Origin of the sequence: Pseudomonas fluorescens, from assembly GCF_001648775.1 — a bacterium.
Classification (GTDB): Bacteria; Pseudomonadota; Gammaproteobacteria; order Pseudomonadales; family Pseudomonadaceae; genus Aquipseudomonas; species Aquipseudomonas fluorescens_M.
Genome location: NZ_LVEJ01000010.1, coordinates 385880 through 412414, shown reverse-complemented (window position 1 = coordinate 412414; position 26535 = coordinate 385880). Strand labels below are relative to the sequence as shown.

The 26535-nt window shown below is 61.1% G+C and carries 23 protein-coding genes; 7 read left to right on the top strand and 16 right to left on the bottom strand.

Going from position 1 to position 26535, the window contains the following annotated elements; genetic code table 11:
- Positions 1-17 precede the first annotated feature (17 nt).
- Both efeO and efeU read right to left on the bottom strand, forming a co-directional pair.
- A complete protein-coding gene (gene efeO / locus A8O26_RS11900; protein ID WP_064118167.1) occupies positions 18-1217 on the bottom strand; it encodes an iron uptake system protein EfeO in 1200 nt (399 codons plus the stop codon).
- An 8-nt stretch (positions 1218-1225) separates the two neighbouring features.
- Positions 1226-2074 (bottom strand): iron uptake transporter permease EfeU, encoded by an 849-nt coding sequence (gene efeU, locus A8O26_RS11895; protein WP_064118166.1) that lies wholly within the window; start codon positions 2072-2074, stop codon positions 1226-1228.
- Positions 2075-2359: 285 nt separating this feature from the next.
- Between efeU and A8O26_RS11890 the strand changes: the two genes are divergently transcribed.
- The 7 genes from A8O26_RS11890 (at position 2360) to A8O26_RS11860 (ending at position 10362) form a co-directional block, all read left to right on the top strand.
- Positions 2360-3376 carry an AraC family transcriptional regulator gene (locus A8O26_RS11890; protein WP_064118165.1) on the top strand — a complete coding sequence of 339 codons (1017 nt, stop codon included), beginning with the start codon at positions 2360-2362 and terminating at the stop codon, positions 3374-3376.
- 227 nt (positions 3377-3603) lie between these two features.
- A complete protein-coding gene (locus tag A8O26_RS11885) occupies positions 3604-5268 on the top strand; it encodes an AMP-binding protein (protein WP_064118164.1) in 1665 nt (554 codons plus the stop codon).
- A 16-nt stretch (positions 5269-5284) separates the two neighbouring features.
- Positions 5285-6046 (top strand): SDR family NAD(P)-dependent oxidoreductase, encoded by a 762-nt coding sequence (locus A8O26_RS11880; protein WP_064118163.1) that lies wholly within the window; start codon positions 5285-5287, stop codon positions 6044-6046.
- A 12-nt stretch (positions 6047-6058) separates the two neighbouring features.
- Positions 6059-7252 carry an acetyl-CoA C-acyltransferase gene (locus tag A8O26_RS11875; RefSeq protein WP_064118162.1) on the top strand — a complete coding sequence of 398 codons (1194 nt, stop codon included), beginning with the start codon at positions 6059-6061 and terminating at the stop codon, positions 7250-7252.
- Positions 7253-7392: 140 nt separating this feature from the next.
- Entirely contained in the window at positions 7393-8520 is a 1128-nt protein-coding gene (locus A8O26_RS11870) for an acyl-CoA dehydrogenase (protein WP_064118161.1), read from the top strand.
- Between the two features lie 15 nt (positions 8521-8535).
- Entirely contained in the window at positions 8536-9309 is a 774-nt protein-coding gene (locus A8O26_RS11865; protein ID WP_064118160.1) for an enoyl-CoA hydratase, read from the top strand.
- Positions 9310-9486: 177 nt separating this feature from the next.
- Positions 9487-10362 carry an NAD(P)-dependent oxidoreductase gene (locus tag A8O26_RS11860; protein ID WP_064118374.1) on the top strand — a complete coding sequence of 292 codons (876 nt, stop codon included), beginning with the start codon at positions 9487-9489 and terminating at the stop codon, positions 10360-10362.
- Between the two features lie 448 nt (positions 10363-10810).
- Here the strand turns inward: A8O26_RS11860 and A8O26_RS11855 are convergent, their stop codons facing one another.
- The 14 genes from A8O26_RS11855 to arnB all read right to left on the bottom strand — a co-directional run bounded on the left by A8O26_RS11855 (position 10811) and on the right by arnB (position 26391).
- On the bottom strand, positions 10811-11962 hold the full coding sequence (locus A8O26_RS11855) for an acyl-CoA dehydrogenase family protein (RefSeq protein ID WP_064118159.1): 1152 nt from the start codon (positions 11960-11962) through the stop codon (positions 10811-10813).
- A gap of 3 nt (positions 11963-11965) precedes the next feature.
- A complete protein-coding gene (locus tag A8O26_RS11850) occupies positions 11966-13072 on the bottom strand; it encodes an enoyl-CoA hydratase/isomerase family protein (protein ID WP_064118158.1) in 1107 nt (368 codons plus the stop codon).
- Between the two features lie 142 nt (positions 13073-13214).
- Positions 13215-13904, bottom strand: a complete 690-nt coding sequence (locus tag A8O26_RS11845) for an HPP family protein (protein ID WP_064118157.1) — start codon at positions 13902-13904, stop codon at positions 13215-13217.
- A 169-nt stretch (positions 13905-14073) separates the two neighbouring features.
- Positions 14074-15240 carry an MFS transporter gene (locus tag A8O26_RS11840; RefSeq protein ID WP_064118156.1) on the bottom strand — a complete coding sequence of 389 codons (1167 nt, stop codon included), beginning with the start codon at positions 15238-15240 and terminating at the stop codon, positions 14074-14076.
- A gap of 197 nt (positions 15241-15437) precedes the next feature.
- The gene (locus tag A8O26_RS11835; protein WP_064118155.1) at positions 15438-15956 is read right to left on the bottom strand and encodes a GNAT family N-acetyltransferase; all 519 of its coding nucleotides are present in this window, start codon (positions 15954-15956) and stop codon (positions 15438-15440) included.
- A 36-nt stretch (positions 15957-15992) separates the two neighbouring features.
- Positions 15993-17588 (bottom strand): glycosyltransferase family 39 protein, encoded by a 1596-nt coding sequence (locus A8O26_RS11830; protein WP_064118154.1) that lies wholly within the window; start codon positions 17586-17588, stop codon positions 15993-15995.
- Complete coding sequence (locus tag A8O26_RS11825) at positions 17585-18964, bottom strand: UDP-glucose dehydrogenase family protein (RefSeq protein WP_064118153.1); 1380 nt, start codon at positions 18962-18964, stop codon at positions 17585-17587. The genes A8O26_RS11830 and A8O26_RS11825 overlap by 4 nt, the downstream gene beginning before the upstream one ends.
- Complete coding sequence (gene arnF, locus A8O26_RS11820; protein WP_064118152.1) at positions 18961-19365, bottom strand: 4-amino-4-deoxy-L-arabinose-phosphoundecaprenol flippase subunit ArnF; 405 nt, start codon at positions 19363-19365, stop codon at positions 18961-18963. The genes A8O26_RS11825 and arnF overlap by 4 nt, the downstream gene beginning before the upstream one ends.
- Positions 19362-19706, bottom strand: coding sequence for a 4-amino-4-deoxy-L-arabinose-phosphoundecaprenol flippase subunit ArnE (arnE, locus tag A8O26_RS11815; RefSeq protein WP_064118151.1), 345 nt, complete (start codon positions 19704-19706; stop codon positions 19362-19364). Before arnE ends, arnF begins: the two co-directional genes overlap by 4 nt.
- On the bottom strand, positions 19703-21355 hold the full coding sequence (arnT, locus tag A8O26_RS11810) for a lipid IV(A) 4-amino-4-deoxy-L-arabinosyltransferase (RefSeq protein WP_064118150.1): 1653 nt from the start codon (positions 21353-21355) through the stop codon (positions 19703-19705). The genes arnE and arnT overlap by 4 nt, the downstream gene beginning before the upstream one ends.
- Positions 21352-22236: a 4-deoxy-4-formamido-L-arabinose-phosphoundecaprenol deformylase gene (gene arnD, locus A8O26_RS11805; protein ID WP_064118149.1), complete on the bottom strand. Its 885-nt coding sequence runs from the start codon at positions 22234-22236 to the stop codon at positions 21352-21354. Before arnD ends, arnT begins: the two co-directional genes overlap by 4 nt.
- Positions 22236-24227, bottom strand: coding sequence for a bifunctional UDP-4-amino-4-deoxy-L-arabinose formyltransferase/UDP-glucuronic acid oxidase ArnA (arnA, locus tag A8O26_RS11800; protein ID WP_064118148.1), 1992 nt, complete (start codon positions 24225-24227; stop codon positions 22236-22238). The genes arnD and arnA overlap by 1 nt, the downstream gene beginning before the upstream one ends.
- Positions 24224-25246, bottom strand: coding sequence for an undecaprenyl-phosphate 4-deoxy-4-formamido-L-arabinose transferase (arnC, locus tag A8O26_RS11795; protein WP_064118147.1), 1023 nt, complete (start codon positions 25244-25246; stop codon positions 24224-24226). The genes arnA and arnC overlap by 4 nt, the downstream gene beginning before the upstream one ends.
- A complete protein-coding gene (gene arnB, locus A8O26_RS11790) occupies positions 25243-26391 on the bottom strand; it encodes a UDP-4-amino-4-deoxy-L-arabinose aminotransferase (protein ID WP_064118146.1) in 1149 nt (382 codons plus the stop codon). Before arnB ends, arnC begins: the two co-directional genes overlap by 4 nt.
- Positions 26392-26535 lie beyond the last annotated feature (144 nt).

The window sequence follows — 26535 nt, the reverse complement described above, 5'->3', positions numbered from 1 at the left end:
GCGAATTCGTCTTCTGCTTACAGGCCGGAGAGGCCAAGGGCGGGATCGATGCCATCCAGCGCGTCGGCCAGGGCCTGGGCCTTGTCGGCAATCTGCTTGCGTTGTTCGCCGCTGACGGAGTCGTAGCTGGCGTAGCCGTCCTTGATCTTGTAGCGGTTGAGTTGTGTGTCGAAGTCCGCCAGTGCCTGGTCGATTTTCGGCAACAGGTCGGCGGCCGACTTGGTCAGCATCGGCCGCAGCAGATCGACGACTTTGCGCGCGGTTTGCGCGTTGGCGGCGAAACCGTTGAGGTCGCTGTGGCTGTAGCGTTCTTCTTCACCGCTGGCGGCGCGGACGTCGGCCAAGGTGTTGAGGTTGCGCACGATGATGCTCACCAGTTGCTCCGGCGGCAGGCTCTGGGCGAGCAATTGCTGTTTGAGCGTGGTGACGTCGCCGAGCAGGCGCTGGGCAACCGGCGCCAGTTCATCGAGTTTGCGTTGCTGGAACAGGCCGTATTCGAGGCGATGGAAACCGACGAAGGCCGGATCCTGCTCACGCTTCTCGAAGTAGTCGGCGCGGGCGTTGATGTTGTTGTCCAGTTCGGCCAGACGCTGGGCGGCCGGGGCCAGATGCTGATAAGCCGCGCGGGCCGGCAGGTACAACGCTTGCGCTTGCTCCAGGTCGCCACTTTCAATCGCCTGGTTAAGCGCGGTCACGGCTTTGATCAGCGCGCTGCTCTGGCTGGCCAGGTACACGCGGAATTCCGACAGCGGCCCGACGAAGGCGACCATCGACGGTTTGGCCTTGGCGGCGGCATCCGACGCAGCCGTCGGCGTCACGTGCAGGGTGCCGCGCGGGTTGCTCAGCAAGCCACAGGTGATCGCGTAATCGCCGGGTTGCAGGTTGGCGTTGATTACCTGGCTTAGGCCGGGAGCGATGTTTTCGCGTTCTTCGACGACCAGCACGCCGTCGAGAATTTCCCATTCCACGGCGCGCTCGGAGCGGTTGACGATTCGGAAACTGGCGCGCCCGGCCGGCACCGTCAGCGCGTTGGGTTCGCAACTGCCCGGATGAATGTTGACCACCACTTCATCGTGGTTGTGTTGACGCTTGGCCGCGGCCATTTTCGAGGCGTAATAAAACAGTCCACCGGCGGCGAACATCACCACCACTGAACCGGCCACGGCCCAGCGCAAGGCGCGGGGAGGGGAGGCCTGAGGAGTATTAGGCTTTGACATGAATGCCCTTATTGGCTGGAAACTGAAGACGATTTGGCGGCTTTGGGGGTCGCCGGCGCGGCGGGGTAGAAGAACATCACCAGCGCCACCACCAAATAAATCAGATACGCGCCGAGGGTGCTGACGGTCGGCGTGTCCTGGTACCCGAACATGCCGGCCAGCACCGAGCCCACAGGGCCGTCCATCGGCAGCGTCGCACTGAAGTCGAACAGCACGGTTTGCAGGTGATTCCACAGCCCGGCTTCATGCAGGGCCTGCACCGAGTTGGCGAGAATCCCGGCGGCCACGACCAGAATGAACAGGCCAGTCCACTTGAAGAAGGCGGAAAGGTTGAGGCGCATGCTGCCGGTGTAGATCAGGAAACCGACGATGATCGCCAGAATCAGGCCGAGCAGGGCGCCGATCGGCGCGCCCGGGCCTTCACTTTGCTGGAATACGGCGAGGAGGAAGAACACCGTTTCCAGACCCTCGCGAGCCACGGCGAAAAACACCATGGCGATCAGCGCGATCACCTGGTGCCTGGAGGACGTCAGCGCCTCATCCAGCGAGGCTTGCAGCGAATGCTTGATCGAACGCGCGACCTTGCGCATCCAGAACACCATGGAACTGAGAATGCCCACGGCGACCAGTCCGACAATGCCTTCGAACAGCTCCTGCTGCTTTTGCGGGAATTCCGCGCTGACCAGTTCCAGGCCACCGCCGACCAACAGCGCGAGTGCGGCGGCGAGAAAAACGCCGATCCACACGGCAGGCATCCACTGGCCTCGGCCGGTCTGTTGCAGGTAGCTGGCGATGATGCCAACGATCAGCGCGGCTTCAATGCCTTCGCGCAGCATGATCAGAAAGGGAACGAGCATTCGACATCCACTAAGTCATTCGAAGAGGTTACAAGTTGTAACATAATGACAAGCATTCTCACATGACAATCATTGACATGAACCTGAACGGTAGCTGAACAGCCTGAATTTTTGCCCCAACACAGAACCCTGTGGGAGCGAGCTTGCTCGCGAAGGGGGCTGACCGGTCGACATCTCTGTGACTGAACCAACGCTTTCGCGAGCAAGCTCGCTCCCACAAGGGATCGGAGTCGGGTTTGGGGTAAGATGCCGGTCAATTAAAAACAACAAGGTTTACCGCGATCCATGTCGGAAAAAGACACCATCGCCGTTCAACTGGTGCGTGAAGCACTGCTGCAAAGTTGTGCCCCGGGCGTGGCCACGGAAGAAGTCTTGAACAAGGTCGGGATTGCTCCGGCGTTGCTGCGCGATGAGCACGCCAGGGTGCCGGCCTCGCAGTACGCCAGGCTTTGGCGCCTGCTGGCCCGGCGCGGCGATGACGAGTTTTTCGGCATGGATCCGCGCAAGCTCAAGTCCGGCAGCCTGGAGTTCCTCTGCCGCAGTGCGATGGCGCAACCGACACTGGCGGCGGGTTTGGGCTCGGGGTTGAGTTTTCTGTCACTGATGCTCGAGCGCATGCCGGCGCAACTGGTGCATCAGCAAAGTCTGGCGGAAATCGTTCTGCTCGAAGATGATCCCGAGCCCCGCCGCGCCTTCACCTATTTCACCTATTGGATGATCGTCCACGGCGTCGCCTGTTGGCTGGCCGGGCGGCGGATTCCGATTCTGGCGATTGAATTGCGCTGTGCGGCGCCGGACTTCACCGATGACTACCGGGTGATGTTTTCCGAGAACCTGCGTTTTGATCGGCCGCGTACGCGGATGATTTTCTCCGCCGATTGCCTTGATCTGCCGATCAAACGTTCTGCCGAAGAGCTGAAACGCTTTCTGGCCCAGGCGCCGGCGAACATTCTGGTCAAGTACCGCGACCCGGAAAGCCTGGCCAGTCGGATCAAGCAGGATCTGCGCCAGTTGCCCGCCGAGCAATGGCCGGAGACTGAAGCGCTGGCGCAGCAGTTGTGCATGTCGGCCTCGACATTGCGCCGCCGTCTGGCCGAGGAAGGGCAGACCTATCAAGGCCTCAAGGACAGTGTGCGCAAGGAATTGGCCATTGTCTGGCTGGCGGAACCTTCTATCAGTTTTGTCGAGATCGCCAGTCGGTTGGGGTTCGCTGATGCGAGTTCGTTCTACAAGGCGTTTCGCAAGTGGTCGGGATCGAATCCGGGCCACTATCGCACGCTGATCCTGAATGAGGTTGTCTGACCCGGCCTCTTCGCGAGCAGGCTCGCTCCCACATTTGGAATGCATCGCCCCTGTGGGAGCGAGCCTGCTCGCGAAAGCGCCAGTCCATGCAACAAAAAACTTAAACCTTGGCCAAACCAGTCAGCCACTTTGATGGCTTTGACCATTGCCCCAAGCCCCGCACAGCGCGACTATCCCTCTGTTGTTTACGGTTCCCAACCTAATAAAAACACAGAGGGATTCTGGCAATGCGCGATTACTTGTCTGCCACTGAACAGTTCAACTATCAGCACACCGTGGACGCCGCACTCAGCGGTACGCTTGAGGCGCTCAACGCCTGCGTCGAATGCTGCGACCGCCATGCCTTGCCGGGGCGCATCGCGCTGTTTTGGGAGGGCCGCGACGGCGCCAGTGCGACGTACACCTTCAGTGAACTGCAGGATAACGCCGCGCGTTTCGCCAATTTCCTCCTCGCCCAAGGCGTGCAGAAGGGCGACAAAGTCGCCGGCCTGCTGCCGCGCAACATCGAATTGCTCATCACCGTGCTCGCCACCTGGCGCATCGGCGCGGTGTATCAGCCGCTGTTCACCGCATTCGGCCCCAAAGCCCTCGAACATCGCCTGAACAGCTCCGGCGCCAAAGTCGTGGTCACTGACGCGGTCAACCGGCCGAAACTCGCTGAAGTCGCCGACTGCCCGACACTCGTCACCGTTGGCGGCGTTAAAGGCCAGGGCATCGTCCGTGGCGATTACAGCTTCTGGGCCGAACTGGCCAATTATTCCAGCGTCTGCGAACCGCTGCTGCTGACCGGCGAAGACCCGTTTCTGCTGATGTTCACCTCGGGCACCACCGGCCCGTCGAAAGCGCTGTCCGTACCACTGAAAGCCATCGTCGCGTTCCAGAGTTACACCCGCGACGCCGTCGATCTGCGCCCGGAAGATTCGTTCTGGAATGTCGCCGATCCGGGCTGGGCCTACGGCATCTATTTCGGCGTCACCGGGCCGTTGTCGATGGGCCATCCGATCACTTTCTACGATGGCCCGTTCACCCTCGAAAGCACCTGCCGGGTGATCAACAAATACGGCATCACCAACCTCACCGGTTCGCCGACGGCTTATCGCTTGCTGATTGCCGGTGGAGATCAGTTCGCCAAGTCGATCAAGGGCAAGTTGCGCATCGTCAGCAGCGCCGGCGAGCCGCTGAACCCGGAAGTGATCCGCTGGTTCGCCGACAACCTCGACGTGGTCATCCATGACCATTACGGCCAGACCGAACTGGGCATGGTGCTGTGCAACCACCACGGTCTCGAGCATCCGGTGCACCTCGGCGCCGCCGGTTTCGCCTCGCCGGGCCATCGCATCGTCGTGCTCGATGATCAGTACAACGAACTCGGCGTCGGCCAGCCGGGCATTCTCGCCATCGACCGTGCGCAATCGCCGATGTGCTGGTTCGGTGGTTACGAAGGCGCGCCGACCAAAGCCTTCGTCGGCGATTACTACCTCAGCGGCGACACCGTGGAATGGAACGGTGACGGCAGCATCAGCTTCGTCGGCCGCAGCGATGACGTCATCACCACGTCCGGCTATCGCGTCGGCCCGTTCGATGTCGAGAGCGCGCTGATCGAACACCCGGCAGTCGTCGAAGCGGCAGTCGTCGGCAAACCGGACCCGGAGCGCACCGAACTGGTCAAAGCCTTCGTGGTGCTGAGCGCGCAATACCGTGCGGCGCCGGAGCTTGCCGAAGAACTGCGTCAACACGTGCGCAAACGTCTGGCCGCGCATTCGTACCCACGTGAAATCGAATTTGTCAGCGAATTGCCCAAGACCCCGAGTGGCAAATTGCAGCGCTTTATCTTGCGCAACCAGGAAATCGCCAAGGCTCAAGAGGCCGCGGCGCCTAACGTTTCAGCTTGAATCAGGACCTACAGTCATGCAGATCGAGAACAAGGTTTTTATCGTCACTGGCGGCGCCTCCGGCCTCGGTGCCGCCACCGCGCAATTGCTGGTCAGTGCCGGCGCCAAAGTGATGTTGGTGGACATGAACGCCGAAGCGGTCGCCGCTCAGGCTCAACGTCTCGGCGCACAGAGTGTCGTCGCCGACATCAGCAACGAAGCCGCTGCCGAAGCCGCCGTGCAAGCGACCGTCGCCGCATTTGGCAGTCTCAATGGTCTGGTCAACTGCGCCGGCATCGTTCGTGGCGAGAAGATCCTCGGCAAGAACGGCCCACACGCGTTGAGCAGCTTCGCGCAGGTGATCAACGTCAACCTGATCGGCAGCTTCAACATGCTGCGTCTGGCCGCGGCGGCCATCGCCGAATCCGAGGCCAACGCTGACGGCGAGCGCGGCGTGATCATCAACACCGCATCGGTTGCAGCCTTCGACGGCCAGATCGGCCAGGCAGCGTATGCCGCTTCGAAAGGCGCGATCGCCAGCCTGACCCTGCCAGCCGCCCGTGAGCTGGCGCGCTTCGGCATCCGTGTGATGACCATCGCTCCGGGCATTTTCGAAACGCCGATGATGGCCGGCATGACCCCGGAAGTCCGCGACTCGCTGGCCGCCGGCGTGCCGTTCCCGCCGCGTCTGGGCAAGCCTGGCGAATACGCCGCGCTGGTTCGGCATATCATCGAAAACAGCATGCTCAACGGCGAGGTGATCCGTCTCGACGGCGCCTTGCGCATGGCCGCCAAGTAAGGAGGATTTGTCATGACTATTTCCAACGATCCGATTGTTATCGTCAGCGCCGTGCGCACGCCCATGGGCGGTTTTCAGGGCGAACTGAAAAGCCTCACCGCGCCGCAACTCGGCGCTGCGGCAATCAAGGCTGCGGTTGAGCGTGCCGGTGTCGCCAGCGATGCGGTCGATGAAGTGTTGTTCGGTTGCGTGCTGCCTGCCGGCCTCGGTCAGGCACCGGCGCGTCAGGCTGCGCTCGGCGCCGGGCTGGATAAATCGACCCGCTGCACCACCGTCAACAAGATGTGCGGCTCGGGCATGGAAACCACCATTCTCGCCCACGACATGCTGATTGCCGGCAGCGCCGATGTGGTGATCGCCGGTGGCATGGAAAGCATGTCCAACTCGCCGTACCTGCTCGATCGTGCCCGCGCCGGTTACCGCATGGGCCATGGTCGGGTGCTCGACTCAATGTTCCTCGACGGTCTCGAAGACGCTTACGACAAAGGGCGCCTGATGGGCACCTTCGCCGAGGATTGCGCCGAAACCAATGACTTCAGCCGTGAGGCGCAGGACGCCTTTGCCATCGCCTCGACCACCCGCGCGCAGCAGGCGATCAAGGACGGCAGCTTCAAGGACGAAATCGTCCCGCTGACCGTGACCGTCGGCAAAGAACAAGTGCTGATCAGCCACGACGAACAACCACCGAAAGCCAAACTGGACAAGATTGCCTCGCTGAAACCGGCCTTCCGCGAAGGCGGCACGGTGACAGCGGCGAACTCCAGTTCAATCTCTGACGGCGCGGCGGCGCTGGTGCTGATGCGTCAGTCGCAAGCGCAGAAACTCGGGCTGAAACCGTTGGCTGTGATCCATGGTCATGCAGCGTTCGCCGATACCCCGGGCCTGTTCCCGGTGGCGCCGATTGGGGCGATCAAGAAGCTGATCAAGAAAACCGGTTGGTCGCTGGGTGATGTCGATCTGTTCGAGGTCAACGAGGCGTTTGCCGTGGTCGGCATGGCGGCGATGACGCACCTGGAAATTCCGCATGACAAGTTGAACGTGCATGGGGGTGCCTGTGCGCTGGGCCATCCGATCGGCGCGTCGGGCGCGCGGATTCTGGTGACGTTGCTGTCGGCCCTGCGCCAGCGAAACCTCAAACGCGGTATCGCTGCAATCTGCATCGGCGGCGGCGAAGCCACAGCCATGGCCGTGGAATGCGTGTATTGAAACAAACGCCAATCCCTGTGGGAGCGAGCTTGCTCGCGAAGGCATCGTGTCAGCCAACATCGAAGTTGAATGACATACCGCTTTCGCGAGCAAGCTCGCTCCCACAGGATTTGTGTCTGAACCTGAAGTAAGGATTCACCATGATTCCCAACGAAGACCAAACCCAGATCCGCGACATGGCCCGGCAGTTCGCCGAGGAACGCCTCAAGCCGTTCGCCGCCGAGTGGGATCGCGAGCACCGTTTCCCCAAGGAAGCCATTGGCCAAATGGCCGAACTGGGCTTCTTCGGCATGCTCGTGCCGGAGCAGTGGGGCGGCTGCGACACCGGTTATCTGGCGTACGCCATGGCCCTTGAAGAAATCGCCGCCGGTGACGGCGCCTGCTCGACGATCATGAGCGTGCACAACTCGGTGGGTTGCGTGCCGATCCTCAAGTTCGGCAATGACGACCAGCGCGAACGCTTCCTAAAACCGCTGGCCAGCGGCGCCATGCTCGGTGCCTTTGCCTTGACCGAACCGCAGGCCGGCTCCGACGCCAGCAGCCTGAAAACCCGCGCGCGGCTGGAAGGCGATCACTACGTGCTGAACGGCTGCAAACAGTTCATCACCTCCGGGCAAAACGCCGGGATCGTGATTGTGTTTGCCGTCACCGATCCGAGCGCCGGCAAGCGCGGCATCAGCGCGTTTATCGTGCCGACCGATTCGCCGGGCTACACAGTCGCGCGTGTCGAAGACAAGCTCGGTCAACACGCCTCCGACACCTGCCAGATCCTCTTCGAAGACGTCAAAGTGCCGGTGGCCAACCGTTTGGGCGAAGAGGGCGAGGGCTACAAAATCGCCTTGGCCAACCTTGAAGGCGGGCGCGTCGGTATCGCTTCGCAATCGGTGGGCATGGCCCGTGCGGCATTTGAAGCCGCGCGCGATTATGCCCGTGAACGTGACACCTTCGGCAAGCCGATCATTGAGCATCAAGCCGTGGCTTTCCGCTTGGCCGACATGGCCACGCAAATCGCCGTCGCCCGGCAGATGGTGCATTACGCGGCGGCCCTGCGTGACAGCGGTCAACCGGCACTGGTCGAGGCGTCGATGGCCAAACTGTTCGCTTCGGAAATGGCCGAGAAGGTCTGTTCGATGGCGTTGCAAACCCTCGGTGGTTACGGTTACCTCAACGACTTCCCGCTGGAACGGATCTACCGCGACGTGCGCGTCTGCCAGATCTACGAAGGCACCAGCGACATTCAACGCATGGTCATTTCGCGCAATCTTTGACAAGGAATTTTCATCATGACTTACCAAACCATTCTGCTGGAAACCCACGGCCGCGTCGGTCTGATCACGCTCAACCGCCCGCAGGCACTGAATGCCCTGAATGCGCAACTGGTCAGCGAAGTGAACCAGGCCCTCGATGCACTGGAAGTCGACGCCAACATCGGTTGCATCGTCCTCACCGGTTCGAAAAAGGCTTTTGCCGCCGGTGCCGATATCAAGGAAATGGCCGAGCTGACCTACCCGCAGATCTACATGGATGACCTGTTCAGCGACAGCGACCGCGTGGCCAACCGCCGTAAGCCGATCATTGCGGCGGTCAACGGTTTCGCCCTTGGCGGTGGCTGTGAACTGGCGTTGATGTGCGACTTCATTCTGGCCGGTGATAACGCCAAATTTGGCCAGCCGGAAATCAACCTCGGCGTGCTGCCGGGCATGGGCGGCACCCAGCGCCTGACCCGCGCCGTCGGCAAAGCCAAGGCCATGGAAATGTGCCTGAGCGGGCGTTTGATCGATGCGGTTGAGGCTGAGCGTTGCGGCATCGTCGCGCGGATTGTGCCGAGTGATGAACTCCTCGACGAAGCGCTGAAGGTGGCGGCGGTGATTGCCAGCAAGTCGCTGCCGATTGCGATGATGGTCAAGGAGAGCGTCAACCGTGCCTTTGAGGTCAGCTTGACGGAGGGCGTGCGTTTTGAACGTCGGGTGTTCCATGCCGCGTTTGCCACGCAGGATCAGAAGGAAGGGATGGCGGCGTTCGTCGCCAAGCGTGCACCGGAGTTTACTGGCAAGTAATGTGCTGACCTGACTGACGCTTTCGCGAGCAAGCTCGCTCCCACATGGTCTGTTGGTGTGTCCAGGATTCATGCTCACCGGAAATCCTTGTGGGAGCGAGCTTGCTCGCGAAGCTTTTAAGGCTTGGCGACTCCCGCTAGTCTGTCCGCAATCATGCAAACCATTGCGGAGGTCGACATGCGTATCGGATTTATCGGGCTGGGTTCCATGGGCAAGGGCATGGCCGCCAATCTGCTCAAGGCCGGGCATCAGTTGTGGGTGTGGAACCGCAGCCAAGCGGCGGTCGAGCAACTGGTGCAGCAGGGCGCCATTGCCGCGAGCCATCCTCGCGACGCCTTCGATGTCGATGTGCTGATCAGCATGCTCGCCGACGATGCCGTGACCCGCAGCGTATTGATCGACAGCGGTGCGCTGGCTGCCAGCAAAGCGGGCCTGATTCATCTAAGCATGGCCACGTTGTCCGTCGATTTCATCAGGGAAATGGCCGCGCTGCATGCCAGCGCCAAGGTCGAACTGATCGCCGCGCCGGTGTTCGGTCGCAATGACCTGGCTGAGGCGGGCACGCTCAACATCGCCGTCGCCGGACCTGCGGTAGCCCTGAGCAAGGTGCAGCCGTTGCTTGATGTCATGGGCCAGAAAACCTGGCCAATGGGTGAAGACCCGGTCAACGCCGCCATCCTGAAAATCGCTACCAACATGATGCTGATCAGCGCCATCGAAGCCACGGGCGAGGCGATGGCGTTGACCCAGAGCTATGGCGTGGCCAATAACGATTTCGTCGATTTCATTACCAACACCTTGTTTGCGGCGCCGGCCTACAAGGTTTATGGGCCGAAGATTGCCGGGCGCGAAACCGAGGGCGCCGGGTTTACGTTGCGCCTGGGCTTGAAGGATGTCGGCTTGGCGTTGAAGGCTGGCGAGCCGAAACATGTGCCGCTGCCGGTTGCCAGTGTGCTGCGCGATAACTTGCTGGATGCGGTGGCGCTGGGTGAGGGGGAGAGTGATCTGGCGGCGTTGGGGGTGAGGGCGATCAGGCGTTCCGGGCAGAACTGAGCACTAAAATCAAAAGCCCCTCACCCTAACCCTCTCCCGGAGGGAGAGGGGACTGATCGGGGGATATTGATGATTTACGCCGACCTGAGAGCCCATCACTGAATCCACAATCGCCGAAATCCACAATCGCCCCGGTCTTTCAGGTCGATGTATGACGCCAGACACCTCGGTCGGCCCCTCTCCCTTTGGGAAAGGGACTGAATGGGGGATGTTACGCCTGCTTTATTGAACCCATAATCGCCCCGGTCTTTCAGGTCGGCGTATAACGCCAGACACCTCGGTCGGCCCCCTCTCCCTTTGGGAAAGGGACTGAATGGGGGATGTTACGCCTGCTTTATTGAATCCATAATCGCCCCGGTCTTTCAGGTCGGCGTATAACGCCAGACACCTCGGTCGGCCCCCTCTCCCTCTGGGAGAGGGCTGGGGTGAGGGAAAGGGGGCCACACAGTTACAACTGATAGTGCTTCAGCTCCCGCGCAATGACCATCCGCTGAATCTCGCTCGAGCCTTCGTAGATCTGGGTAATCCGCGCATCGCGGTAGTACTTCTCGACCGGATAATCCTCCAGATATCCATAGCCGCCATGAATCTGGATCGCCGACGAGCAGACCTTCTCGGCCATTTCCGAGGCAAACAGCTTCGCCTGCGAAGCCTCTGACAAGCACGGTTTGCCCGCCGTACGCAGCCGCGCCGCATGCAGGATCATCAACCGCGCGGCGTTGATTTGCATGTGCATGTCGGCCAGCAGGTTGGCAATGCTCTGGTGTTCATTGATCGGTTTGCCAAACTGGATGCGGTCGCGCGAATACACCAGCGCCGCTTCAAACGCTGCGCGGGCGATGCCCAGTGCTTGTGCGGCGATGCCGATGCGTCCGCCTTCAAGGTTGGATAGGGCAATCGCCAGACCTTTGCCGCGCTCACCGAGCAGATTGGCCTCGGGGATGCTGCAGTTGTTTAGCGTCACCGCACAGGTATCAGAGGCGCGGATGCCCATCTTGTGTTCGGTGCGATCGACGATGAAACCGGCGGTATCGGTCGGCACCAGAAACGCCGAAATACCTTTCTTGCCCAGGTCCGGATCGGTCACCGCAAAGACGATCGCCAGCTTCGCCCGTTTGCCGTTGCTGACAAATTGCTTGGCGCCGTTGATCACCCACTGGCCGTCACGCAGTTCGGCGCGGGTGCGCAGGTTGTGCGCCTCGGAGCCGGCTTGCGGTTCGGTCAGGCAGAAGCAGCCGATGGTTTTCCCACTGGCCAAGTCCGCCAGCCAGGTCTTTTTCTGCGCTTCGCTGCCGTAGTTGAGCACCGGGCCGCAGCCGACCGAATTGTGGATGCTCATGAACGCGCCGGTTGCACCGTCACCGGCGGAAATCTCTTCCACGGCCAAGGCGTAGGCGACGTAATCGACGTAAGTGCCACCCCATTCTTCAGGCACCACCATGCCGAGCAAACCCAATTCGCCCATCTTCGCAACGAGCGCATCGTCGATCCAGCCAGCCTTTTCCCATGCCTGCGCGTAGGGCGCGATTTCGCCACGGGCAAAGTCCCGGGCCATGTCGCGGATCATTACTTGTTCTTCAGTCAGTTCGAGATCGTGCATGGCTCAGCTCCCGCTCTCATCAAAGCCTTCAAAGAAACCCGCGACATGGCCCGCGTCCAGCGCAGCCAGGGTCGGCGGGTTCCAGCGCGGTGTCTTGTCCTTGTCGATCAGCAGGGCGCGGACGCCTTCGATCAGGTCGCCACGTGCAAACCACTGGCGATCCAGATACAGCTCCAGTGCGAAGCAATGTTCCAGGCTCAGATGGCGGCCGCGACGAAGCATCTCCAGCGTCACGGCCATGGCCAGCGGCGAGCGGGTTTCCAGCAGGTCAGCAGTGGTGGTCGCCCACTCATGGCTGTCGGCGACGGTCACTGCGCGCAATTGTTCGACCATGCTCGGTACATCCGGCAGGGCGAAAAAGTGATCGATGGCCGGGCGCAAGGCCTCCAGCGGCGCATCAGGCAGAGTTTGCACGGCGTGCTTGGCGAGCAGGTTTTGCAGGGCCTTGAGCGGCGTGTCCTGCCATTCCATCTGATCGAGTCTTTCGTCGAGCAGCGCCAGTTTGCTGCTGTCCAGGTACCAGTCGGCCAGCCCGCAATACAGCGCATCGGCCGCGCGGATCTGCACACCGCTGACGCCGAGATAAATCCCCAGTTCACCGGGAATGCGCGGCAGGAAATAACTACCACCGACGTCCGGGAAATAACCGATCGCCACTTCCGGCATCGCCAGCCGGCTCTTCTCGGTGACCACGCGCAGATCGGCGCCTTGCACCAGGCCCATGCCGCCGCCGAGGACGAAACCGTCCATCAGCGCCAGCACCGGTTTGCGGTAGTGATGAATGGTCAGGTCGAGGGCGTATTCCTCGACAAAGAAATCTTCGTGCAGCGTATCGCCGCTTTTGAAACTGTCGTACAGGGAACGAATGTCGCCGCCGGCGCAGAAGGCTTTTTCGCCGGCACCGCGCAGGACCACGGCATGCACGTCGGCGTCAGTTGCCCAGGCATCGAGCTGCTGTTGCAGCAGACGCACCATGTCGAGAGTAATGGCGTTGAGACCGGCGGGGCGATTGAGGGTCAGGTGACCGATATGATTGCGAACCTCGGCCAGCACTTCGTTTTGCGTGGCATCCATGGACGGTGTCCGCGGGGATGAAGCCTGAGCTGTCATCAGTAACTCCCTGCTTTTATTGTCTTTATTCGAAAAGCTCGCGCGCGAGCGTTAACGGATCGTAACAGTGCAAATTTGCCGTGTACAACGGGGATATGTGCAGGGGGAGTTTGCGTTTTTACCTTAGTCGAAATAGCAAAGATTACTGGGTGAAGACTTCACCAATGCTCCGACGCTTGGCATGCAGTTCGCTGGCGTGGATCAGTTGTTCGAGATCCTCGGGAGTGACATCGATGAACGCCTCCATGTCCGCCAATGCCAGTTTCAAGTCTTCGGCGGTGATCGCCTGCGTGTCGACCGAGGCCACGAGAGGCGCCGGTTCAGCCGGGCGTTTCGGGTAACGGATTCGCGTCAGGTTGTTGTAGGCGAGGGCACTGAGCAGCATGCAAGCCGCGCCGAGCATCACCGGTTCCATGGCTTTCCAGTCCATGGCGATGGTCGCGGGATCGGCCAGTACCAGCGTCAATGCCAACGCGCCGGCGGGTGGGTGCAGGCAACGCAGCCAGCACATCAGAATCAGCGCCATGCCCGCGGCCAGACAGGCGCTGCCAAGGGTTCGGCCGAGTACGTGGGCAATCAGCAACGCAACGACGCCGGCACACAAATAGCCACCGAGAATCGACCACGGCTGGGCGAGGGCGCCCGAGGACACGGCGAACAGCAACACCGCCGAAGCGCCCAGCGGGCCGATCAGGTGATAGGCGACTTCATGGCCGAACACCTGCGCGCAAAGCCACACGCTGAACAACGTGCCCAGCGCCATGCCGATGGCGGCGCGGCTCCATTCGGTGGGGCGGGTATTGATGGCGGCGGGCAACCAGCGAGCGAGCATGTAAACCTGATCCTTGCAGCAAATTCGAGGCAAAAAAAAGGACTTGTCCGGCATATCCGGAAAGCCCTCGAAGTGTTCCAACATTGGGGGAGGAACGTGCACAGTGTGCCGGGCAAACTCGATGCTGACAAATTCATATTAATGCAGATTTAGTGCATTAATTTTGAATTTAAACGACGCGACGGCCACTGACGAAGCACAAGTAGCCGCCCACAGCTGCCAGTGCGCTCAGGGCATAGAACATGCTAGGCGCCGGCGTGTGCATCAGCAAAAATCCGCACATGACCGGACTGGCCGCACCGCCCAGGGCTGCGAGGTTCTGCGCACCGTAATAACTGCCGCGCAGTTCCTCCGGGGCGAGGGTGTCGACAAACAAAAAATCGGCCGGGTAAATGATCATCTCGCCCAAGGTGAAGATGAACATCGCCACACACCAGCCGACCAGGCTGTCGGCCAGACTGAAGCCGATCAGCCCGACGATGAACAACGCAGTGCCGCCGGCAATCCAGTAGCGCAGGTGTTCACGGGTGAGCAGGCGGCCGATCTGGTACTGCAACAGGATCACCGTGATTGCATTGCAGGCGAGCAGGGCGGCCATGGTGTCCAGCGTCTGTTGCTGGGTGTGAGTGACCAGCAGGTATTGCGACAGGTACAGGGTGAAACGCCCGTGCACCAGCGTGCTGAGCAGGCAGCCCAGGGTAAACAGGATCATCGTTCGGTCGTTTTTCAGAATGATCAGGGTTTTCAGAAAACTTTGTGGCTGAGCGACCGCGGCGACCGGATTCACTTCGCGCACGGCACCGAACAGCAGAAAGATGCTACCGATGGCAATCGCGCCCGCGACGATAAACGGCGCTGACGGCTGAATGCCGGCAATCACCACGCCGATCATCGGGCCGACGGCGTAACCGATGTTGGTCAGTGTGTAGTTCAGGGAAAACGCCTTGACTCGCTGGCCCACCGGCAGGTTTTCACTGAGGATGGCTTTGGAGCAGATGAGGAACAGCGCCGACGCGGTTTCGCTGATGATCAGCACCAGGGTGACCAGATACAGATTCTGCGCGAAGGTCAGCAGGATCAGGCCGATGCCGCTGGAGAGCATGGTCAGGATCAGCAACTGGCGCTTGTCCAGCCGATCGATGATGTAGCCGCCGTACAGCGACAACAGGGTGGCGCTGAACACTGCGATGCCCAGCAGCAGGCCGACGTCTTGCGGGTTGAGGCCGAGCTTGTTGCTGAGGAACAGCGTCAGTAGCGGGCTGATCAGCGCGCGGCTGATAACAACGGTCAGCGAGCTGATCATCAACCGGCGGATGAGGCGCGAGTAGGTGGCCACGAAGGGTCAATGTCCTTATTTCAAATGCCTGGCGGGCGTACGCCATCCTCACCGGGCAATCACCACCGGTCAAGCTGCCACAACACTATCCCTGTGGGAGCGAGCTTGCTCGCGAATGCGTTGGGTCAGATACATCAATGTTGACTGACACTGCGCTTTCGCGAGCAGGCTCGCTCCCACAAGGATCTTCATTGCTTTCAAATCAGGCGCAGGCGCATCGCGCAGCGGCGTTCTGCGGGAAAGCCATAACGGACTTCGGCTTGCAGCGCATCGCGCAAATGGCGATCGGCTTGTACATTCGCCAACTCGACAAACCCCAACCGCTGATAAAACGGCGCATTCCACGGCAGATCGCGGAAGGTGGTCAGCGTCACTGAGTTCAACTGCATCGCGCGCGCTTGTTCGATGACGGCCGCAACCAGTGCGCGACCAATGCCTTGTCCTTGAAAAGCCTGACTGACGGATAGCTCCTCAATGTGCATGTGCTGATCGATGTCTACAGCACGAACAAATCCAGTCAGTTGCCCATCGCTATTTTCAGCAACCCACACGTATGCCTGTTCGATGGCCAGCCGATGTTGGGCAACATCGGGCACCTGGGCATCAGCCAGCCACGCCAACGGCGGATCAAGACGAAACAATTGCGCTGCCGAACGCTCGATCGCGGGGAGGGCTACCGCGTCAGCAAGGCTGGCGCGGCGTACGTCGAAGGTCATGGTGAGGCGCATCCTGTCGGTCAAGAGCTCGACAGGTTACGGTTTCAGCCACAGCAATACATAGTCGTTTTTGTCGAAACGCCCGTTCAACACCGGCTGCGCGCTTTCCAGTGGCGTGCCCTTGAGGGAGGGCAGGTCATTGCGATCCATCATCAGCCACGCCGGGCCCTTGATCGCTTCCAGTTGCTGGATACTGTCGCTGAACTGCGGTTGCAGATCCTGCGGGAGATTGACCATGAACTTGATCGCCTTCGCGTCCTTGCCCATGCCGTGCAGTACCAGTGGCGCCGGGTTTTGCTGAACCTGAGCAAAGGCTGCGCGGCTGAACGTTTGCGTGTCGTAGAGACGCCGCTCTACCGGTTCGAACACCGCCGCATACACCGTCCACAGGGCCAACACCGCACACAGCGCGAGCACTTCCGGGCGCCAACGCGGGACCAACAAGCGTGACAACGCCAAGAGTTGCAGCACGCCCAGCACGATCAAGACAACCGACACGTCACTCAACTGTTCGGGAAAGCGCCGCCGCGCGACCAGCAACACCACCATCAACAATCCCGGCGTGACCAGCCACAAGCCCAGCATCAACCCGCGCAACCAACGGAACACCCAACCGTGCGCAACCTGAAACGGATACGCCGCAATGATCGCCGCCATCGGCAGCATCGGCAGCACATACCGGGCCTTCTTCGCCTGCGGAATCGACAGCCCGACCATCACAATCAACCCCGCCGCCGCGCAGAACTGCACCAGGCGCAACGCCGGGCCACGCTGCTGCGGTTTGCTCAGCCACGCCGCCGCCAGCACCAGCAATGCCAACGGATAGGCCAGCGCATAGTTGCCGAGCGAACTGGTGAAGTAATACAGCGAACCGCTGACGCCTTCGCTACCGTCCATGCGCCCCATAAACTGCATGCGGATCACGTCCCGCAGAAACACCGGGCCACCGCTGACCTGCGCCAGCCACAACAACAGCCCGACACACGCGACCAGCAACGCCGAAGCCAGCACACCGAACACCAGCAACCGCGACCATTCACGGTTGATCAGGTAATAGCTGCAGAGCATGCCGGTCGGCACCACCAGCCCCATCGGCCCGCGAATACCGAAACCCAGCAACAGCAAAGCGAAGATCAACGGCCAGTGACGTCTGCCACCAAAATGATCATGGGCATAACCCAGATAAAACACCGCAAACGCCACCGCCGCGAGCATCAAGTCCTGCGACACCGCACGTACTTCAGTGACAAAGCCACCGGTGAGCATCAGCAGCGCAATACTGATCAACGCCCAGCGCCGCGAATACGGCGCCAACAGGCGATACATCAACGTCACGATCAGCGCCCCGGCGATCGCACTCGGCGCCCACGCGGTCAACGCATTGACCGCACCAAACGGCAGCGAGAGCAACCAGATGAACAGCGTCGACACGGCTGAATAGTCGGCGTACGGCTGACCATAAGTGGTCGGAAACACCGTTGGCCCATGGCGCAGCATTTCCTGCGCGAACAACACAAACCGCGAGTCGAAACCGATCGGGGCCTGCCCGTAGACCCCGGCCATGAACAATAAAAACGCCAGCAGCCCTGCGATCAGGGACTGCCGGCGAATGTCAGGCGACAGCGTAATCAAGCGACGTCGGACGCGTGTGGCCACTGTTGCAGCGGGATCGGCAAAGTGCGCGATTCGCCACGGCCCATCGGGAAGTAATGGAAGCCGTTGCGCGCCAGACGTTCGGCGTCGTACAGGTTGCGGCCGTCGAAGATCACCGGGGTGTTGAGGCGTTGTTTGATCAGGTCGAAATCTGGCGCCTTGAACTGTTGCCACTCGGTGCAGATGATCAACGCATCGGCGCCGGGCAATACCGATTCCGGCGTGCCCATCAGCATCAGCTTCGACTCGTCGGGGTAAAGGTTTTGGGTTTCCTGCATGGCTTCCGGGTCGAAGGCGCGCACGCTGGCACCGGCCGCCCACAACTCTTCCAGCAGAACCCGGCTCGGCGCGTCGCGCATGTCATCGGTGTTGGGTTTGAACGCCAGCCCCCAGAGGGCGAAGGTCTTGCCGCGCAGGTCGCCCTTGTAGAACGCGTTGATACGCTCGAACAATTTGTGTTTCTGCCGCTGGTTGATCGCCTCGACCGCTTGCAGCAAGTCGCTGGAGCAGTGCGCTTCTTCGGCACTGTGGATCAACGCGCGCATGTCTTTGGGGAAGCACGAACCGCCATAACCGCAGCCCGGGTAGATGAAATGGTAACCGATGCGCGTGTCGGCACCGATGCCCTGACGCACCGACTCGATGTCGGCACCCAGGTGCTCGGCGAGTTCGGCGATCTGGTTGATGAAGCTGATTTTGGTCGCCAGCATGCAGTTGGCGGCGTACTTGGTCAGCTCGGCGCTGCGCAGGTCCATGAACATGATGCGGTCATGGTTGCGGTTGAACGGCGAATACAGGTCACGCATCACGTCGCGCACCTCATCACCTTCACAGCCGATGACGATGCGATCCGGACGGCGGCAGTCGGCAACCGCCGAGCCTTCCTTGAGAAATTCCGGGTTGGAGACGATATCGAACTGCAGCAGGCGACCGACCTTGATCAAGGCTTTCTCGATGTGCGTGCGAAGGGTGTCGCCAGTGCCCACCGGCACCGTGGATTTCTCGACGATGATCAGCGGCTGCTCACGATGACGGGCAATCGCATCGCCCACCGACAGCACGTAACGCAGATCCGCCGAGCCGTCCTCACGCGACGGCGTACCCACCGCGATAAACCCGACCCGACCGTGCTGCACGGCGAGTTTTTCATCGGTGGTGAATTGCAGGCGTTTCGAGTCGAGACCTTCGCGCACCAGGCTGGCCAGCCCCGGTTCGAAAATGCTGACGTGACCCTGGCGCAACAGATCGACCTTCTTCTGGTCGACGTCCATGCACACGACATCATGGCCGACCTCGGCCAACACAGCCGCTTGCACCAGACCGACGTAACCGCTGCCAAATACTGTGATTTTCATGGAGCACTCCTGAATTCGGGCGCACGAGCCGGACGAGTGTTGATGGTGATGACCCCGAGCATGACCAGTGCCACGCCGAGTGATTTAGTGAAACTGAAGGATTCGTTGAACAGCGGCAGACTGGCCGCCAGCAGGTACACCAGCGCGTAGCTGATGCTCAGCAGCGAATAGGCGCGGCCCAGCGGCAGGTCGCGCAGGGCGACGAGCCAGCAAAGCATCGACAGGGCGTAGGCAACAATCGCCGCGATGACCACGGCCAGCGCGTGCCAATCGAGGCTGTCGATGTGCAGCCATTGCTCGGGTGCGGGCAGACGGGTCATGCTCCAGCGCATGCCCAGTTGCGCAGCGCTGACGAGGAACACGCTGCCCAACGCGAAGCTGATTCCACGACGCGGATTCATGACTGCTGCCCCAGCAACACCACGCCGCCGATCACCAACGCCACGCCGAGCCAATGCTGGCGATCGATGGGTTCACGGAAGACGAAGCGCGCGATCAGGGTGATCAGCACGAAATTGAGACTCAGCATCGGGTAGGCGATGCCGACTTCCAGACGCTGCAACACCAGCAGCCAGACCAACAGGCCGCAGCCGAGAGCGAGCAGGGCCAGCCATAACCACGGCGAACGCAGTTTGGCGATCAGCGAAGAATCGACGTCGCGCCAACTCTCCACGGCGTATTTCTGCGCAATCTGCCCGAGACACGTCAACAGGCACGCGGCCAACAGCAGCAACAGGCTCATGACGCCTCCTTGGGCAGGATCATGATCACCAGGTTGCCCTGTTCGTAACGGATGCCGTCCTTCGGCAATCGGTCGATTTCGTCCAGTTCGTCCTGCCCCTTGACGCGCATCACCACGCCGACCGAACCGCTGCGGCGCGCCTCACGCATCCACTGTTGCACTTGATCGGGATCGACCCGCTGTTGAATGCCGTCAGGATAGGCAAGGCCATATTTCAATTCGCCTATCGTGTTGTACAACGCCACTTGCGGGCGCTTTAGGCGCCAGGCCAGTGCCGAAGCGGCACCGAGGTCGTTGCTCAACAGGTGTTCGGTTTGCGCCAGTTCGGTGACGTGATGCCTGATGAACTGATCCGGCGTCTTGTTGGCGACCACCGACTTGGGCAGTGCCGCCGGCAACACCGCGATCAGCAACAGGCTGCCAAGCGCCGGCGCGGCCCAGCATTGCAGCGGCAGGAAGGCTTGCAACAGGTTGGCGATGATCCAGCCGATCAACGCGATGAACACCAGCACCATGCTGTGCAGTTCATGGTCGTAGACCGGTTTGGTCAGTTGCAGATAGACCAGCGCGATCAGCGTAACGACGCCCAGCGTCAGATTGAGCAGGCCATTGATGCTCAGCGCGCGACCTTGCTCAAGACGCAAGCGGTCGGCCAGTGCACTGCCCAGCAACAACGCCAGCGGCAGCAGGCACGGCAGGATGTAGGTCGGCAGCTTGCCGTTGCTCAGGCTGAAGAACAGCAGCGGCATCAGCAGCCACAGCAGCAGGAACACGACTTTTGGTTGCGCGCGGGTTTGCCAGGCCTGTTTCAACGATGTCGGCAGCAGGCCGGCCCACGGCAGGCTGAACGCCACCAGCAGCGGCAGATAGAACCACCACGGCGCATCGTGTTGCGCGTCATCACCGGCAAAGCGGCGAATGTGCTCGTGCCAGAAGAAGAACCGCCAGTAGTCCGGCTCCTGCGCATGCACCGAGAGCACCCACGGCAGGCTGACAATGATCGCCACGGCAATCGCCACCGGACCGAACATCAGCAGTTCACGCCAGCGCTTCTGCCAGAGCATCCACGGCAGGGCGATCAGCACCGGCAGCAGCCAGGCGAGAAAACCCTTGGTCATGAAACCCATGCCGCAGGCCAGCCCCAACACCGCCCAGGCGGCCATGCGCTTACCGCTGGTGTGGCTGTCGACGGCAAACCACAGCGCCACCAGACTCAGGTTGACCCAGAAGGTGAATTGCGGATCGAGGTTGGCGTAACCGGCCTGACCGGCGACCACGGTGAAACTCATGTAGAGCAGGGCGCAGACGAAGCTTTTACGCGGCTCGTTCCACAAGCGGCGGGCGACCAGATAGCACAGCAGCACGCTCAACCCAGTGCTCAGGGCAGACGCGAAGCGCACACCGAACAGGTTCTGCCCGAACAACTCCTGACCCAGCGCGATCATCCAGTAACCGGCAATCGGTTTCTCGAAATAGCGCAGGCTCATGAAGTGCGGCGACACCCAGTTGCCGCTCAGCAGCATGTCCTGACTGATCTGCGCGTAGCGTGTCTCGTCGGGAATCCACAAGCCATGGGTGCCCAGCGGCAGCAAGTAGGCCAGCAGACAAATCGCCAACAGCAGCAACGGCAATGCCCAGCGTTTAGTCATGCGCCTTGCACTCCCAGCCAGCCTTCACGGCCGTCGAGGGCGCCGCGTTGTACACGACCCACGGGCAAGGTGTTGAAGAACTCGGGCAACAAGTCGCCCAGCGGTTTGAACTCGATGTTGCGCTGGCGTGCTTCGGCCAGCAGTTGACGAAAATCCTCAGCCATCAGAATCCCTTCCACTTCGGCATGAATGGTGTAGACGTTGAGCTGTTGCGCACGGAAGTGATCGAGAATGAAGCCGTTGAAGTCGCGCGCCGCGACGATGGGCCCGACCACCTCATCGAAGGTCGGCAAGTCCACCGGGATCTGCGGCGTGCCCGGCGTGCCATCAGCCAACAACGGTCGGAACAGGCGTTGGCCCCGGCAATCGCTGTTGTAGCGAAAGCCGAAGGCTTGCTTGGCCTCGATCACGCGCTCGTCGGCACGCCAACCGGCAGCGGCCGAACACTCGACTTTTTCGCCGAGAATGTCGCTCAAGGTGTCGACGCCCTGACGGATCTGCTCGATCAGTTGCGCGTTGCTCCAGCGCCCGGCATTGGCCTGCCAGCCGTGGTGATCCCAGGCATGCAAACCCACTTCGTGACCGGCAGCGCGGGCCTGACGCATCAGGTGCCCGAGGTCGCGGCCAATCGGTTTGCCCGGCCACGCGGTGCCGGCCAGCAGAATGTCCCAGCCGTACAGGCCGGCAGCGTTGGAGCGGAGCATCTTCCAGAGGAACTGCGGGCGGATCAGGCGCCACAAATGCCGGCCCATGTTGTCGGGGCCGACACTGAAGAAAAACGTTGCCTTGATCTGTGCCTCGTCGAGCATTTCCAGCAACCGCGGCACCCCTTCACGGGTGCCGCGGTAGGTGTCGACATCAATGCGAAGGCCTGCTTGCATCAGCGCTTGTCCGCGATTTCGAGCATGGCTTCACGCAAGAAGAAATCCAGCGTGTTGCCGATGGTCTCGCGCATTTCCACGGTTGGCGTCCAGTCGAGCAGGCGCTTGGCGTTGGCGATGCTTGGTTTGCGGTGCTCGACGTCCTGGTAACCGGCGCCGTAGAACGCCTTGCTCTCGACGTCGCGGAAACCGGCGAACGGCGGGAAGTTGTCGCGCAGCGGATGCGCTTCGAACTGACGCAGCAGCTCTTCGCCCAACTGGCGGATGCTGGCTTCGTTATCCGGGTTGCCGATGTTGATGATCTGACCGTTGCAGGCGTCGTTGTCGTTATCAATGATCCGCGCCAGAGCCTCGACGCCGTCAGCGATGTCGGTGAAGCAGCGTTTCTGCTCGCCGCCGTCGAACAGGCGGATTGGCGTGCCTTCGACCAGATTAAGGATCAACTGGGTGATGGCGCGGGAACTGCCGATGCGTGCCGAATCCAGACGATCGAGACGCGGGCCCATCCAGTTGAACGGACGGAACAGGGTGAAATTCAAACCCTTGGCGCCGTACGCCCAGATCACCCGGTCCAGCAGTTGCTTGGACACCGAATAGATCCAGCGCTGCTTGTTGATCGGGCCGACCACCAGGTTCGACGAGTCTTCGTCGAAATGCTTGTCCTGGCACATGCCATAGACTTCCGAGGTCGACGGGAAGATCACGCGTTTGTTGTACTTGACGCAGTAACGCACCAATTTCAGGTTTTCTTCGAAGTCGAGTTCGAACACGCGCAGTGGATTACGGGTGTATTCGATCGGCGTGGCGATGGCCACCAGCGGCAGGACCACGTCGCACTTCTTGATGTGGTACTCGATCCACTCGGAGTGAATGCTGATGTCGCCTTCGACGTAGTGAAAGTGCGGGTGACTGCGCAGACGATCGATGGCGTCGGAACCGATGTCCAGACCATAGACTTCGTAGCGGTCGTCGCGCAGCAGGCGCTCGGACAAGTGATTGCCGATAAAGCCGTTGACGCCGAGGATCAGCACACGCGTACGACGCGGCGCACGGCCGGATTCGGCGCCGCGCAGCAGCGAACCGTCGACCAGACCGAGTTCGTTGGCCAGTTGCGGGCCGCTGAGGAACAGACCGTTGTCGTTGCGCTGACCGGACAGGATCAGCAGCGAGTCTTCGCCGCAGGCAATGCGCAGCGGATCGACACTGATCACGCGGCCTGGTGCCTGACCGTCGTTGCCCTTGACGACTTCGGCGCTCCAGACGATCAGCTTGTGCTCACCGACAGCGCAAAACGCGCCCGGATACGGCTGAGTCACGGCGCGCACCAGATTGAACAGTTGCTCGGCCGGTTTCGCCCAGAGCAGTTTGCCGTCCGCTGCCGTGCGACGACCAAACACCGTGGCTTTCGATTCGTCCTGCGCGGTTTCGCTGATCTTGCCTTGCAGCATCGCTGGCAGGGTGTCGCGCAGCAAGTCAGTGGCGGCAACACGCAGTTTGCCGTGCAGGCTCAACGCGGTGTCGCTGCGCTCGATGGCCACGCGTTGCTGGGCGACGATGGCGCCGGCATCGGCACGCTTGACCATGCGGTGCAGGGTCACGCCAGTTTCGGTTTCGCCGTTGACCAGCACCCAGTTGGCCGGGGCGCGGCCACGGTAGCGTGGCAGCAGCGAACCGTGCAGGTTGAACGCGCCTTGTTTGGCCAGGGACAGCAGCGGCTCGCTCAGCAGGTGGCGGTAGTAGAAGGAGAAAATATAGTCAGGATCGAGCTTGGCAATCCGCTCGATCCACAGCGGGTGATTGACGTCTTCCGGCGCATGCACCGGGATGCCTTTGGTGGCGCACAGTTGTGCGACCGAGCCGTAAAAAGCGTTTTCTTTCGGGTCATCCGCGTGAGTGAACACCGCCGCAATGTCATAGCCGCTGTCGAGCAGGCCTTGAATGCCGGCGCAGCCAATATCGTGGTAAGCGAAGACAACAGTTTTTGCACTCATGAGTGAACCTGACCGGTAGTAGAAGTAGAAGAGAGACCGTCAACAGTGACCGCAGGCGCCGGCTCGGCGGCGTGGCTGCGCAAGACTTTTTCAATGAAGAAACGCGGGCGGGCGCGCACGTCGCTGTACATGCGCCCCAGGTATTCGCCGAGCAGGCCCATGCCGATGAATTGGCCGCCGGTGAACACGAAAAGCACGGCAAACAGCACGAACATGCCGTCACCGGCCCATCCGGAACCGAACGCCAGACGCATGACGATCAGCGCGAACGCAAACAGCAGACCCAGACCGGCCATGGTGAAACCGACAATGCTCAACAGGCGCAACGGCGTGGTGGTCATGCAGGTGATCAAGTCGAACATCAGGTTGATCAGGCGCATCGGGCTGTACTTCGAATCGCCGTGTTCACGCTCGGCGTGGGCAACGACGATTTCCGTGGTGTGGCGGGCGAAGCTGTTGGCCAGAATTGGGATGAACGTGCTGCGTTCACGGCAGGCGAGCATCGCGTCGATGATCGTGCGGCGGTAAGCGCGGAGCATGCAGCCGTAATCGCTCATGGCGACGCCGGTAGAGCGCTGCACGGCGAGGTTGATCAGCTTCGACGGGTAGCGGCGCAGGGCCGAATCCTGGCGGTTGCCGCGCACGGTGCCGACCACGTCGTAACCCTTTTCGGCTTCGGCGACCAGCCGTGGAATTTCTTCCGGCGGGTTCTGCAGGTCGGCGTCGAGGGTGATGACGACATCGCCCTTGCACTGTTCGAAACCGGCCATGATTGCTGCGTGCTGGCCGTAGTTGCGATTGAGGATGACCGCCACGAACGGACTGTCTTCACGGCTCGCGGCTTCTTCAAGAAGATTGGCGGATTCATCACGGCTGCCGTCGTCGACGAGGACGATTTCATAGTCGTGACGCAGCATGCGGCAGGCCGCTTCGGTGCGGCGCAGCAGTTCCGGCAGGCTGTCCTGTTCGTTGTAGACCGGGATGACGATCGACACACAGCGGATCGGATAGGTTTTCACAGGCGTTTATCCATAAGGGTGGCGATGGCGCCGACCACGCGATCAAGGTCTTGATCGCTCATGTCGGGGAACAACGGAATCGAGCACAGCCGCGCCGAGTTCCATTCGGTGTTGGGCAGATACAGGTCGGGGTCACGCTGGCGATACCAGGTGTGCAGGTGGGTGGCGATGAAATGGATGCCGGTGCCGATGCCCTGGTCCTGCAAACCTTTCATGAAGGCTTCGCGGTCGATGCCGCAGCGCTCGCTGTCGATGCGCAGGATGAACAGGTGCCAGGCGTGCTGTTGGGCGTAGGCGGGCACGGCCAGCGGTTGCACCGGCAGGCCTTCGAGTTTTTGCCGGTAGGCCGCGGCGAGTTCAGTGCGGCGGGCGTTGATCGCGTCCAGGCGCTCAAGCTGTACCAGGGCAATCGCGGCGTTGATGTCGGCGAGGTTATATTTGAACCCTGGCTCCATCACTTGCGCCTGCGGCTTGCGGCCACCGGTCAGGCGATCGTAGGCGTCAACGCCCAGACCATGGAACTTGAGCATGCGCACGCGGCTGGCCAGCGCTTCGTCGTCGGTGACGAACATCGCGCCTTCGGCACAGGTCATGTTCTTGATCGCGTGGAAGGAAAAAATCGCCGTGCCTTGCGCACCAACGTGGCGACCCTTGTAACGGGTGCCGGCAGCGTGGGCGGCGTCTTCGATCACCGCGATGCCGTGTTTGTCGGCCAACGCGTAGAGCGGATCGAGATCGAACGCAGCGCCGGCGTAATGCACCGGAATGATCGCTTTGGTTCGCGGAGTAATTGCCGCTTCGATGAGAGCGGCGTCAGTCATCAGGGTGTCGCGATCGACGTCGACGAACACCGGTGTGGCGCCGAGCAGCGAGATCATGTTGGCGGTCGACACCCAGGTCTGCGACGGGGTGATGACTTCGTCGCCCGGGCCGATGCCCAAGGCCAACAAGGCGATGTGCATACCGCCGGTGGCGGACGAAAGTGCCACCGCATGTTGGCAGCCAACGTACTGCGCGAATTGCTCTTCGAGTGCCTGGTTTTTCGGCCCGGTAGTGATCCAGCCGGAACGCAAGACTTGTTCTACGGCTGCAATTTCTTCATCGCCGATACTCGGACGAGAGAAGGGGAGAAACGCCTGACTCATGAACACCTCATCACAAACAATCAGAAGAAAACCAACTCATCAAATAGGATCCAATCTCAGCGTAGACGCAAAAAATTCCTTTGCATCAATAAGTTGCTGAAACGACTTACCGTCGGGGTTCGGTTGACTTTTGTGGCTTCGCGC